The organism is Streptomyces sp. M41(2017) (assembly GCF_002078175.1).
Classification (GTDB): Bacteria; Actinomycetota; Actinomycetes; order Streptomycetales; family Streptomycetaceae; genus Streptomyces.
In genome coordinates this window covers 1451035-1463360 of the sequence record NZ_MWFK01000001.1, presented here as the reverse complement: position 1 = coordinate 1463360, position 12326 = coordinate 1451035, and the positions used below count along the sequence as shown (strand labels likewise).

Genomic DNA, 12326 nt, shown 5'->3' with positions numbered 1-12326 from the left:
GTCGGCGAGGGGTGCCGGGCTCTGCTCGCGGGCCGTGCCCGCCTGTGCGGCGGCGCCGCGCGCGCCGTTCCCCGGCGTCCGCGCGCCCCGTGATCGCGCCCCGGCGTCCCGTTTTCCTGATCCCTCGGCCACCTGCGCACCCTACGTCGTACCCCCGGTAACTTTCCCGTCCCCGACCCCTACCCATCAGTACGAAGCTGTTCTACGCTCCGATTGCGCCAGTGTTCACTGGCGGAGTCGTGCGGACCAGGAGGCGTCGGGATGACCGAGCACGAGCATGTACGGGTGGCGGTGATCGGGTCCGGGTTCGGCGGGCTGGGAGCCGCGGTGCGGCTGCGCCGCGAGGGCATCACCGACTTCGTCGTCCTGGAGCGGGCCGACAGCGTGGGCGGCACCTGGCGGGACAACAGCTACCCCGGGTGCGCCTGTGACGTCCCGTCGCACCTGTACTCGTTCTCGTTCGCGCCCAACCCCGAGTGGCCGCGCACCTTCTCCGGCCAGGAGCACATCCGGGCCTACCTGGAACACGTGGCCGACGTCTTCCGGCTGCGCCCGCATCTGCGGTTCAACTCCGAGGTGCGGATGATGACCTGGGACGCGGAGAAGCTGCGCTGGGGGATCGAGACGAGCAGCGGCTACCTCACGGCGGACCTCGTGGTCTCGGCGACCGGGCCGCTGTCCGACCCCAAGATCCCCGAGATCCCCGGGCTCGACACGTTCACCGGCAAGGTGTTCCACTCCGCCCGCTGGGACCACGACCACGACCTGCGCGGCAAGCGCGTCGCCATGATCGGCACCGGGGCCTCGGCCATCCAGATCGTGCCGGCGATCCAGCCGGACGTCTCCCGGCTCACCCTGTTCCAGCGCACCCCGCCGTGGGTGATGCCGCGGGTCGACCGGGCGATCACCGGTGCCGAGCGGTGGCTGCACCGGCAGCTGCCGTTCACCACGCAGGCCCGGCGCGGACTGCTGTGGGGCATCCGGGAACTGCAGGTGCAGGCGTTCACCAAGCGGCCCGACGAACTCGGCCTGGTCGAGCGGCTGGCCAAGCGGAACATCGCGCGGGCCGTGAAGGACCCGGCGCTGCGCGCGAAGCTGACGCCCGACTACCGGATCGGCTGCAAGCGCATCCTGCTGTCGAACGCCTACTATCCGGCGCTCACCAAGCCGAACGTCGACGTCGTCGCCTCCGGGCTCGCCCGGATCGAGGGCTCCACGCTGGTCGCCGCCGACGGCAGCCGGGCCGAGGCCGACGCGATCGTCTTCGGGACCGGTTTCCACGTCACCGACATGCCGATCGCCGACCGCGTCGTCGGGGCGGACGGCCGGACGCTGGCCGAGTCGTGGAAGGACGGCATGAAGTCGCTGCGCGGCGCGACCGCGGCCGGCTTCCCCAACTGGATGACGATCATCGGACCCAACACCGGGCTCGGGAACTCGTCGATGATCCTGATGATCGAGTCCCAGCTGAACTACATGGCCGACTTCGTACGGCAGTTGGACGTCCTCGGCGGGCGAGTGGCGCTCGACGCGCGGCCCGCCGCCGTCGACGCCTGGAACGACCGGGTGCAGGAACGCATGAAGCGCACCGTGTGGAACACCGGCGGCTGCACCAGCTGGTACCTCGACGCCAACGGCGTCAACACGACCGTGTGGCCCGGCACCACCACGGAGTTCCGCGGCGCCACGCGCCGGGTCGACCTCGCCGAGTACGAGGTGGTGCGGGCGACGGAACCCGAACCCGGCCCGGCCGTGACGGGCACCCGCAGGAAGAAGGCGGTGGCGGACGCGTGAGCCGGCTGACGCACGACGCGCACGGGACGTACGCGCCTCCCCCGCCCGTACGGGAACTGGTCGCGCACTCCGCGGACGGCGCGACCCTGCACGTCGAGGTGCACGGTCCCGAGGGCGCGCCGGCCGTGGTCCTCGCGCACGGCTGGACCTGTTCGACGGCCTTCTGGGCGGCGCAGATCCGGGACCTCGCCGTCGACCACCGGGTCGTCGCCTACGACCAGCGCGGTCACGGGCGCAGTCCGGCGAGCGAGCTGTGCAGCACGGACGCGCTCGCCGACGACCTGGAGGCGGTGCTCGCGGCGACGCTGGCGCCGGGCGAGAAGGCCGTGCTCGTGGGGCACTCGATGGGCGGGATGACGCTGATGGCGGCGTCCACCCGGCCCCGCTTCACCGAGCACGCGGCGGCGGCGCTGCTGTGCAGCACCGGGAGCACCCGGCTGGTCGCCGAGTCGCGGGTCGTCCCGCTGCGGGCCGGCCGGCTCCGGACGCGGGTCACCGCGGCGGTGCTCGGTTCCCGCGCGCCGCTCGGGCCCGTCACGCCGGTCGCCCGCCGGATCCTCAAGTACGCGACCATGGGCGCCGGTTCGTCGCCGCTGATGGTGGAGGCCTGCGCGCGGATCGTGCACGCCTGCCCGCGGACCGTGCGGCACGCCTGGTCGGCGGTCCTGGAGTCGCTCGATCTCGACCACGGCGTACGGGAGTTGAGGGTGCCGACGGCGGTGATCGCCGGGACTGCGGACCGGCTCACGCCGGTCGTGCACGCGCGGGCCCTGGTGGCGGCCCTGCCGAACTGCGTCGGCAGCACCGAACTCCCGGGGGTCGGGCACATGACGCCGATCGAGGCACCGGAGCTCGTGACCGCCCGGATCCGGGAACTCGTCACGACGTACACGCAGACCGCCGAGGAGATCGAAGAGATCAAGGAGGGCGCATGAGCAGGGTGAGTCTCGAAGGACAGGTCGCGGTCGTCACGGGGGCGGCGCGCGGCGTCGGGGAGCTGCTCGCGCGCAAGCTCTCCGCGCGCGGGGCGAAGATCGCGCTGGTCGGCCTGGAGGCGGACGCGCTGAAGCAGGTCTCGGAGCGGCTGCACAGCGAGAGCGACCACTGGTACGCCGACGTCACCGACCACGAGGCGATGGCGCGGGTCGCGCGGGAGGTCAAGCAGCGGTTCGGCAAGGTCGACATCGTCGTCGCCAACGCCGGGGTGGCGAGCGGGGGCCCGTTCCTGGACTCCGACCCGGTGGCCTGGCGGCGGGTCATCGAGGTGAACCTGATCGGGTCGGCGGTGACGGCACGGGCGTTCCTGCCGGTGCTGATGGAGAGCCGCGGGTACCTGCTGCAGATCGCGTCGCTGGCGGCGATCACGCCGGCCCCGATGATGACGGCGTACTGCGCGTCCAAGTCCGGTGTGGAGGCGTACGCGCACAGCCTGCGGGCCGAGGTCGGTTACAAGGGCGTGCGGGTGGGCGTCGGCTATCTGTCGTGGACGGACACGGACATGGTGCGGGGCGCCGACCAGGACGAGGTGATGCGGGAGCTGCGGCAGCGGCTGCCGTGGCCGTCGAACAAGACGTATCCGCTGGGCCCGGCCGTCGACCGGATCGTGGCGGGGATCGAGCGTCGCTCCAGCCATGTGTACGCCCAGTGGTGGCTGCGCGGGATGCAGGGCATCCGCGGGTACCTGCCCGGGATCATCGGCGCCGTCGGGCAGCGGGAGATGCGGCGGTTCGAGCCGCGGCTCGGGACGGTGCGGACCGGGCTGGTCGGGGCCGGCGGAGCGGCCGACGAACAGGAGCGGGGGGCGTCGGCACCCTGATTCACCGGGGGGTCTCACGGAGCGTGACTGATCGAAATGCGGGGTCCGTCCCTGCGTGTCAGTCTGATCGAGGCCCGAACACCCGTCCCTCACAACGGGATCGGGCCGAACCCCCCTCACCCACTACGGGAGTGAATCTCATGGGCATGCAGGACCAGTTCAAGGACAAGGCCGAGCGTCTTCAGCAGAAGGCCAAGGGCAAGCCGGGCGCCGCGCGTGACGAGGCGAGCGAGCGGACCCCGCAGGAGCGCGACCACGCCATGCCGGCCGCGGACCGTGCCCGGCAGGAGGCGCAGGAGCGCTTCGACCAGGACTTCGACGCCTGATCGGCCGTCCGTTCTGCATGAGTTGGGGTGTCCTCCACACGGAGGGCGCCCCAACTCCGCTGTCCCGCCGGTGCCGTCCCGTCCCGCGGGAAGGCGCCGGCCGCTGTCGGACCGCTGTCAGGTGCGCCGTCACTCCGGGCGCGGGGGAAGTTTCGGGCGGGTCCTGTCCGGGACATCGGAGTAGTCCGGAGGGGACGCGGCCGGCCGGCTGCGCAGCAGGTCCAGGGAGAGCTGGACGGCGTCGTCGAGCTGGGCGTGGCGGCCCTCCGCCCAGTCGAGCGGGGTCCGCAGGATCTCCAGGTCGGGGGCGACGCCGTGGTTCTCGACGGACCAGCCGTAGGCGTCGAACCAGGCCGCGTTCATCGGGACCGTGATGACGCTGCCGTCGCCGAGCTGGTGGCGGCCGGTCATGCCGACGACCCCGCCCCAGGTGCGCTGCCCCACCACGGGGCCGAGCTTCAGCAGTTTGAACGCGGCGGTGATCATGTCGCCGTCGGAGGAGGTCGCCTCGTCGGCGAGGGCCACGATCGGGCCGCGGGGGGCGTTGGAGGCGTACGAGACGGGCTGGGCGTTGCGGGTGAGGTCCCAGCCGAGGATGGTGCGGGTCAGTTTCTCGACGACCAGCTCGCTGATGTGACCGCCCGCGTTGCCGCGTACGTCGATGATGAGGGCCGGGCGGGAGACCTCCAGGCGCAGGTCGCGGTTGAACTGGGCCCAGCCCGAGCCGCCCAGGTCCGGGATGTGCAGGTAGCCGCAGTGGCCGCCGCTCAGCTCCCGGACCACCTGGCGGCGTTTGGCCACCCAGTCCTGGTAGCGCAGCGGGCGTTCGTCGGTCAGCGGGACCACCGCGACCCGGCGGGAACGGCCCGCGCCCTCGCCCTCGGCCGGCCGGAAGGTCAGTTCCACCGTGGTGCCGCCGGCGCCCGCGAGCAGGGGGTAGGGGCCGGTCACCGGGTCCACCGGGCGGCCGTCGACATGGGTGAGGACGGCGCCCGGGCGGATGCCGGTGCCTGCCAGCGGGGAGCGCGCCTTGGAGTCGGAGGAGTCGCCGGGCAGGATCCGCTTGACCATCCAGTTCCCGTCGCGGCACACGAGGTTGGCGCCCAGCAGGCCCTGCCGGCGCTGGTAGTGGGGCGGGCCCTCGTTGCGGCGGGCGGCGCTGACGTAGGCGTGCGAGGTGCCCAGTTCGCCGAGGACCTCGCGCAGCAGGTCGGCGAACTCGTCCGGGGAGGCGACCCGTTCGACCAGCGGGCGGTACTGCGCGAGGACCGCGTCCCAGTCGATGCCGCACATGTCCGGGTCCCAGAAGTAGGCGCGGGTGATCCGGCCCGCCTCGTCGTAGGCCTGGCGCCACTCGGCGGGCGGGTCGACCTCGTGGAGGATGCGGCGCAGGTCGATCCAGACGGTGGAGTCGCTGTCGCCGGACTCGGTGGAGGGGACGGCGCGCAGGTCGCCCTCGTCGACGACGACGAGCCGGGAGCCGTCGCCGCTGACCGCGAACCAGTCGAGGTGGTCGACGAGTTCGGACTTCTTGGCCTTGGTGATGTTGAAGAACTCCAGGGTGGGGCGGCCGGTCGTGTCGTCCGGGTTGGCGAAGGTCTCGCCGAGCGCGCCCGAGATCGGCCAGCGCAGCCAGACCAGGCCGCCGCCCGCGACCGGGTAGAGCGCCGAGTACTTGGAGGCGGTGACCGGGAAGGGGGTCACCCGGCTCTCCAGCCCTTCGAGTTCGACGGTCGCCGCCGTGCCGTCGTCCGACTCCTCCTCGACCGGGTCGAGGCCGCCGGCGACCGGCCGCCCGTCCGGGTTCAGGGCGAAGGGGGAGGGCGTGGCGGAGGACAGGGGGACGAGGTAGGGGCGGCAGCCGAGCGGGAAGGACAGGTCGCCGGTGTGCACGTCGTAGACGGGGTCGAAGCCGCGCCAGGACAGGAAGGCGAGGTAGCGGCCGTCCCGGGTGAACACGGGGTTCTCGTCCTCGAAGCGGCCGTTGGTGACGTCGACGACCAGGCGGTCCTTGATACGGGCCATCTTGATCTGCCGCAGGGAGCGGCCGATCCCGGGGTGCGACCAGGTCAGCCAGGCGCCGTCCGGGGAGAACGCGAGGTCGGTGACCGGGCCGTTGATGGACCGGATCAGCTCGGTCACCTCACCGGTGGACTCCTCCGTCGCGTCCAGCAGGAGCAGCCGCCCGTCGTTCGAGGCGACGGCGAGGCGCTCGCCCTGCGGGTCCGCGACCAGTTCCAGGACGCGGCCGAGGTCGCCCGAGGCGAGGCGGCGCGGCGCGCGGTCGCCGGTCGCGCGGGGCAGGTAGGCGATCTCGACGGCGTCCTCGCCCCGCGCGTCGGTGACGTAGGCGACCTGGCCGCCCGAGCCGAGCATCTCCGGGAGCCGGACGCGGACGCCGGGGGTGTCCGCGATGGTACGGGCGGGGCCGTCGCGGTGGGTGAGCCAGTACAGGCTGCCGCGGACGACGACGGCGCTGGCCCGGCCCGTCTCGTCGACGGAGATGCTGTCCACGTGCTGGGCGGTCGGCACCTGGTACGGGCGGCGGCCCGCGCGCGGGCCGCCGAGCCGCACGTCGAGGCGGCGCGGGACCGACGTGGGGGAGAGGTCGTCGACGATCCACAGGTCGCCCGCGCACTGGTAGACGACGCGGGTGCCGTCGGACGCGGCGTGCCGGGCGTAGAAGGCGTCGTGGTCGGTGTGCCGGCGCAGGTCGGAGCCGTCGTGGGCGCAGGAGTAGAGGTTGCCGACGCCCTCGTGGTCGGAGAGGAAGGCGATCCGTCCGCCGACGAACATCGGGCAGGCGAGGTGGCCTCCGATGTCGGCGACGAGTTGCCGGCCGTGCAGCCAGATGCGGCCCATGGCGCCGCCCCGGTAGCGCTTCCAGACGGCGGGTTCGTGCGGGGGCGTGCCGGTGAGCAGCAGGGTCCTGCGCTCGCCGTCGATGTCGGCGACGGCGATGTCCGAGACGGGCCCCCAGGGCAGCTTGCCCCCGGGGTCGCCGTCGGTGGGGACGCTGTGGGCCCAGGTGAAGTACGAGAAGGGCTGTCCGTGCGAGGCGACGGCGAGGATGTCGCCGTCGGGGGACCAGCCGCAGACCTGGGTGTCCGGGCTGCCCCAGTAGGTGAGCCGGCGGCCGGGGCCGCCGTCGACCGGTGCCAGGTGGATCTCCGGGACGAGGCTGCGCCAGCTCGTGTAGGCGATGGTCCGGCCGTCCGGCGAGAAGCGGGGGTGGCCCACCTTGGTGCGGTCGACGGTGAGCCGCCAGGCGCGCCCGCGGCCGTCGAGCGGGGCGACCCACAGGTCGTCCTCGGTGACGAAGCAGAGCCGGTCGCCGCTCAGGTGCGGGAAGCGCAGGTAGCCGGGGGAGTGCTCGTCCGTGGTCGCGTTCTCGTGCTCGTCGCTCACCTCCCCATGCTTTTCCGCCCGAGGGGCCCCGGCAACTCGTGGAACGGGGGAATCCTGCGCCGTCGTCTTCACGGCGGCCGTCCTTTCCCGCGCCGGTGGTCGGGTTCCCGGTGCGGGCGTGACTCAGCCCACGTACGAAACGGTTTCGTTTCGTTGACGGCGGGGGTATCTTCAGAGACATACGAATCCGTGTCGTACGAAGCAGAGGTGACCGGGATGACTGAGGCCGCAACGGTGCGTCGCAGTCGGATCACGCCCGAGCGCGAGGCCGAGCTGTACACGGCCGTGCTCGACCTGCTTCGGGAGGTCGGCTACGACGCCCTCACGATGGACGCCGTCGCCACCCGTACCCGTGCCAGCAAGGCCACGCTCTACCGCCAGTGGGGCGGCAAGGCCGAGCTCGTCGTGAAAGCGCTGCGGCACCACAAGCCGCTGAAGTTCTCCGACGTGGACACGGGAAGCCTGCGGGGCGACTTCCTGGCACTCGCCGCCCGGCAGGACGACTGCCAGATGGAGCAGGACTCCGCGCTGATGCGGGGCCTGGCCATGGCGGCGCACGGGAACCCGGATCTGCTGAAGGCGTTCCGGGAATGGCTGGTCGAGCCGGAGATGGAAGAGCTGCGCCTGGTGCTCCAGCGCGGTGTCGACCGAGGTGAGATCCGTGCGGACAACCCCGCGATGCAGTTCGTGATGCACATGCTGATCGGCGGCTTCGCGGCTCGCACCATGATCGACGAACTCCCGCCGACGCAGGCCTTCCTGCATTCGTACATCGACGCCGTGGTTCTCCCCGCTCTCGGCGCCTGATTCCTCGGCCCTCCACCCCCTTCACCTTCCTCACCCTCTCCAAGCCCCTGTAGTTGCACCTGACGCGCCGCTCACGTCGTCGGGCTGATCACCCCTGCCCCCACTCGGGTGGTCACACCAGCCCCTGCCATCCCACGACCTGACCGGGAGTTCGCCCTCGTGGCCACGTTCCTCTACAAACTCGGCCGATTCGCCTTCCGGCGACGGCATTTCGTCGCCCTGATGTGGGTGGCGCTGCTGACCCTCGCGGGGGTGGGCGCGGCCTCCGCGCCCGTCGCCGGCGCGTCCTCCTTCTCGATCCCCGGTACCGAGGCGCAGAAGGCCTTCGACCTGCTGGAGAGCCGCTTCCCCGGGATGAGCGCCGACGGAGCGACCGCACGCGTCGTCTTCAAGGCCCCCGAGGGCGAGAAGATGGCGGACAAGGACAACAAGGCCACGGTCGAGAAGACCGTCAAGGTGCTCCGCACCGGGTCCGAGGTCACCTCCGTCGACGACCCGTTCGCGACGCACACCGTCAGCAAGGACGGGTCGGTCGCCTACACCTCGGTCAAGTACAAGGTCTCCGGCATGGAGCTGGAGGACTCCTCGAAGGACGCCCTGGAGTCGGCGGCGCAGGACGCGCGGGACGCCGGGCTCACCGTCGAGGTCGGCGGTGACGCGCTCCAGGCGACACCCGAGACCGGGTCCACCGAGGTCATCGGCATCGCGATCGCCGCGGTCGTGCTCGTCATCACCTTCGGCTCACTGATCGCGGCCGGGCTGCCGCTGCTCACCGCGCTGATCGGCGTCGGCATCGGCGTCTCGACGATCACCGCGCTCGCCAGCGCCCTCGACCTCGGCTCCACGACCTCCACCCTCGCGATGATGATCGGCCTCGCGGTCGGCATCGACTACGCCCTGTTCATCGTCTCCCGCTACCGGGCGGAACTGGCCGAGGGCCGAGAACGCGAGGAGGCGGCCGGACGGGCCGTCGGCACCGCGGGCTCCGCCGTGGTCTTCGCGGGCCTGACCGTCGTCATCGCCCTGGTCGGCCTGTCGGTCGTCAACATCCCGATGCTCACGAAGATGGGCGTCGCCGCCGCGGGCACCGTCGCCATCGCCGTCCTCATCGCCCTGACCATGATCCCCGCGCTGCTCGGCTACGCGGGCCGCAGGGTCCAGCCGGCCGGCAAGAAGAGCAGGCTCCTCGGCGGCGGGCGCGCCGCCAAGAAGGAGGGCAAGCCCAACATGGGCACCCGCTGGGCGAGCTTCGTCGTCCGCCGGCCGCTCGCCGTGCTGCTGCTCGGCGTGATCGGCCTCGGCGCGGCGGCCCTGCCCGCGACCTCCCTCGAACTGGGTCTGCCCGACGACGGTTCGCAGCCCACGTCCACCACGCAGCGCCGTGCCTACGACCTGCTGTCCGACGGCTTCGGGCCCGGCTTCAACGGCCCGCTGATGATCGTCGTCGACGCGAAGGCGAGCGACGCCCCCAAGGCCGCGTTCACCAAGGTCACCGACGAGATCAAGGGCCTCAAGGGCGTCGTCAGCGTGTCGCCCGCGGTGCCCAACAAGTCCGGCGACACCGCGATGATCACGGTGGTCCCCGACTCGAAGCCGTCCTCCGTCAAGACCGAGGACCTGGTGCACTCCATCCGCGGCACCGGCGGCGAGATCAAGGCCGACACGGACGCCACGGTGCTCGTCACCGGCTCCACGGCCATGAACATCGACTTCTCGCAGAAGCTCAACGACGCGCTGATCCCGTATCTCGCGCTCGTCGTCGGCCTCGCGTTCCTGCTCCTGATCGTGGTCTTCCGCTCGATCCTCGTCCCGCTGAAGGCGGCCCTCGGCTTCCTGCTCAGCGTGATGGCGGCCCTCGGCGCGGTCGTCGCCGTCTTCCAGTGGGGCTGGCTGTCCGGCCTGATGGGCGTGGAGGAGACCGGCCCGATCATGTCGATGATGCCGATCTTCATGGTGGGCGTCGTCTTCGGTCTGGCCATGGACTACGAGGTGTTCCTCGTGACCCGCATGCGGGAGGCCTACGTCCACGGCGAGAAGCCGAGCCAGGCGATCGTCACCGGGTTCCGGCACGGGGCGCGGGTCGTCACCGCGGCCGCCGTCATCATGATCGCCGTGTTCTCCGGGTTCATCGGCTCCAGCGAGTCGATGATCAAGATGATCGGCTTCGGTCTCGCGATCGCCGTCTTCTTCGACGCGTTCGTGGTCCGCATGGCCATCGTCCCGGCGGTGCTCGCCCTGCTCGGCAAGCGCGCCTGGTGGCTGCCGAAGTGGCTGGACCGCGCGCTGCCGAACGTGGACGTGGAGGGCGAGGGCCTGCGCGCCCTCGACGAGAAGCGCCGCGACGGCGACGAGGACCGGGAACTGGCCCGCGTCTGACCGTCGGCACCGTGACGCAGCGGTGGGCCGGTGAAGCGATGCTTCACCGGCCCCATCTTCTTGATCGCGTTATCGCGTTACCGATTCGTCGGCCCGTTGCGCCACGGGGGCCGCGGCCGTGTAGGTGCGGCGGAGGAAGCGGATCAGCACCTTCGCGTCGAGCTGTACGACCGCCACCCCTTTCGGCGAGTGGAACTCCAGGACCGCCTGCACCCGGCCGCACGGCCAGACCCGGACGTCTCCGCTGCTGGCCGGGACCCGCAGGCCCTGCTCCAGGAGTTCACGGGCGAAGACCCATTCCTTGGGACCCGGCAGGGTGATGTGCACCTGCGGCGGATCGCTCTGCGGGTCGTAGCGGAGGGCCACCGGGACGGCCCGGTGCTCGTCCTCGGCGGAGTCGGCGGTGTCGGTGACGATGTGAGCGCGTGCGTATTGTTCGACGGCGTACATGAACCGACTCCTCACGCTGCGTAACCTGTGCGGAATGTGTGAATCCGTCACCATTCCAATGTCGCACATCTCACGGAAACCGCTCTCCGGCCGCCCGCGACCCCTCCTCCATGTGCGTCGTGTCGTTCCTGTACGCCTTCCCGGTCACGGCGTGCGCATGTCCGGAACACCGTGAGGCACTGGTCACGCCCGTCGGTACGCAGGGCGGGTGGCGGGCCCTCGTGAACTATTCGAGGGTCCATCGCTCTTGCAAGTAGTTCGCAACTGGGCACTATCATCGAACGGTGCATGTGCCTGACGGATTCATCAACGCCCCTGTCTCCGCTGTCACGGGAGTGGTCGCCGCCGGCGCCATCGCCGTCAGCCTGCGAGGCGCCCGCCGCGAACTCGACGAGCGGACCGCCCCGCTCGCCGGCCTGGTCGCCGCCTTCATCTTCGCCGTACAGATGCTGAACTTCCCGGTCGCCGCCGGGACCAGCGGACATCTGCTCGGCGGCGCCCTCGCCGCGATCCTCGTCGGCCCCTACACAGGGGTCCTCTGCGTCTCCGTCGTCCTGCTCATGCAGGGCATCCTGTTCGCCGACGGCGGCCTCACCGCGCTCGGCGTGAACATCACCGACATGGCGATCGTCACCACCGTCGTCTCCTACGCGCTCTTCCGCGGCCTGGTGAAGGTGCTGCCCCGTACGCGGCGCTCGGTCACCGTCGCCTCCTTCGTCGCCGCGCTGCTGTCCGTCCCGGCCGCCGCCGTCGCCTTCACTCTCATCTACGCCGTCGGCGGCACCACGGACATCGCGATCACCAAGGTCGCCACCGCGATGATCGGCGTCCACGTCCTCATCGGCATCGGCGAGGCGGTCATCACCGCGCTCACGGTGGGCGCGGTGATCGCCGTACGCCCCGACCTCGTCCACGGCGCCCGCGGCCTCCAGCAGCGGCTCAAGCTGCGGGTGAACGGCGAACTCGTCGACACGCCCGCAGCCCCCGCCGCGACCCCGGCCCCCGTCGCCGCCCGCTCCTCGCACCGCACGGTGTGGATCACCGGACTCGTCACCTCCCTCGTCCTCGCCGGATTCGTCAGCTTCTACGCGTCCGCCAGCCCCGACGGCCTGGAGAAGGTCGCCAAGGACAAGGGCATCGACGCGAAGACCGAGAAGCACGCCACCGAGGATTCCTCGCCGCTCGCCGGATACGGCGTCAAGGACGTCTCCGACGCCCGTGTCTCCGGCGGTCTGGCCGGCGCGATCGGCGTCGGCGTCACGGTGGTCGCCGGCACCGGCGTCTTCTGGGCGATCCGCAGGCGCCGCACGACCGACAGCTCGCCCACGTCCGTGCCGGAAGGCGTCTGA

General features: G+C 71.5%; 9 protein-coding genes. 7 read left to right on the top strand and 2 right to left on the bottom strand.

The genetic code is table 11. From position 1 onward, the window contains the following. Positions 1 to 261 precede the first annotated feature (261 nt). The 4 genes from B0675_RS06360 (at position 262) to B0675_RS06345 (ending at position 3936) form a co-directional block, all read left to right on the top strand. On the top strand, positions 262 to 1794 hold the full coding sequence (locus B0675_RS06360) for an NAD(P)/FAD-dependent oxidoreductase (RefSeq protein WP_081217766.1): 1533 nt from the start codon (positions 262 to 264) through the stop codon (positions 1792 to 1794). Further along, positions 1791 to 2729 (top strand): alpha/beta hydrolase, encoded by a 939-nt coding sequence (locus tag B0675_RS06355; RefSeq protein WP_081217765.1) that lies wholly within the window; start codon positions 1791 to 1793, stop codon positions 2727 to 2729. The genes B0675_RS06360 and B0675_RS06355 overlap by 4 nt, the downstream gene beginning before the upstream one ends. Continuing rightward, complete coding sequence (locus B0675_RS06350; RefSeq protein ID WP_081217764.1) at positions 2726 to 3610, top strand: SDR family oxidoreductase; 885 nt, start codon at positions 2726 to 2728, stop codon at positions 3608 to 3610. The genes B0675_RS06355 and B0675_RS06350 overlap by 4 nt, the downstream gene beginning before the upstream one ends. Before the next feature lie 140 nt (positions 3611 to 3750). Further along, on the top strand, positions 3751 to 3936 hold the full coding sequence (locus tag B0675_RS06345; protein ID WP_081217763.1) for a hypothetical protein: 186 nt from the start codon (positions 3751 to 3753) through the stop codon (positions 3934 to 3936). Between the two features lie 129 nt (positions 3937 to 4065). Here the strand turns inward: B0675_RS06345 and B0675_RS06340 are convergent, their stop codons facing one another. Next, positions 4066 to 7344, bottom strand: a complete 3279-nt coding sequence (locus B0675_RS06340) for a S41 family peptidase (RefSeq protein ID WP_081217762.1) — start codon at positions 7342 to 7344, stop codon at positions 4066 to 4068. A gap of 216 nt (positions 7345 to 7560) precedes the next feature. Here B0675_RS06340 and B0675_RS06335 point away from each other — a divergent pair, with 216 nt between their 5' ends. Both B0675_RS06335 and B0675_RS06330 read left to right on the top strand, forming a co-directional pair. Next, positions 7561 to 8151 carry a TetR/AcrR family transcriptional regulator gene (locus tag B0675_RS06335; RefSeq protein WP_081217761.1) on the top strand — a complete coding sequence of 197 codons (591 nt, stop codon included), beginning with the start codon at positions 7561 to 7563 and terminating at the stop codon, positions 8149 to 8151. Between the two features lie 159 nt (positions 8152 to 8310). Then, entirely contained in the window at positions 8311 to 10527 is a 2217-nt protein-coding gene (locus B0675_RS06330; RefSeq protein ID WP_081217760.1) for an MMPL family transporter, read from the top strand. A gap of 69 nt (positions 10528 to 10596) precedes the next feature. Here B0675_RS06330 and B0675_RS06325 read toward each other — a convergent pair whose 3' ends face one another. Next, positions 10597 to 10977 carry an SsgA family sporulation/cell division regulator gene (locus tag B0675_RS06325; RefSeq protein WP_081217759.1) on the bottom strand — a complete coding sequence of 127 codons (381 nt, stop codon included), beginning with the start codon at positions 10975 to 10977 and terminating at the stop codon, positions 10597 to 10599. A gap of 284 nt (positions 10978 to 11261) precedes the next feature. Here B0675_RS06325 and B0675_RS06320 point away from each other — a divergent pair, with 284 nt between their 5' ends. Then, a complete protein-coding gene (locus B0675_RS06320; RefSeq protein ID WP_081217758.1) occupies positions 11262 to 12326 on the top strand; it encodes an energy-coupling factor ABC transporter permease in 1065 nt (354 codons plus the stop codon).

Bases quoted from the DNA above. Each gene is read 5' to 3' on its own strand.
- B0675_RS06360 (WP_081217766.1), top strand. From the start codon at position 262: ATGACCGAGCACGAGCATGTACGGGTGGCGGTGATCGGGTCCGGGTTC.
- B0675_RS06350 (WP_081217764.1), top strand. From the start codon at position 2,726: ATGAGCAGGGTGAGTCTCGAAGGACAGGTCGCGGTCGTCACGGGGGCG.
- B0675_RS06345 (WP_081217763.1), top strand. From the start codon at position 3,751: ATGGGCATGCAGGACCAGTTCAAGGACAAGGCCGAGCGTCTTCAGCAG.
- B0675_RS06335 (WP_081217761.1), top strand. From the start codon at position 7,561: ATGACTGAGGCCGCAACGGTGCGTCGCAGTCGGATCACGCCCGAGCGC.
- B0675_RS06325 (WP_081217759.1), bottom strand. From the start codon at position 10,977: ATGTACGCCGTCGAACAATACGCACGCGCTCACATCGTCACCGACACC.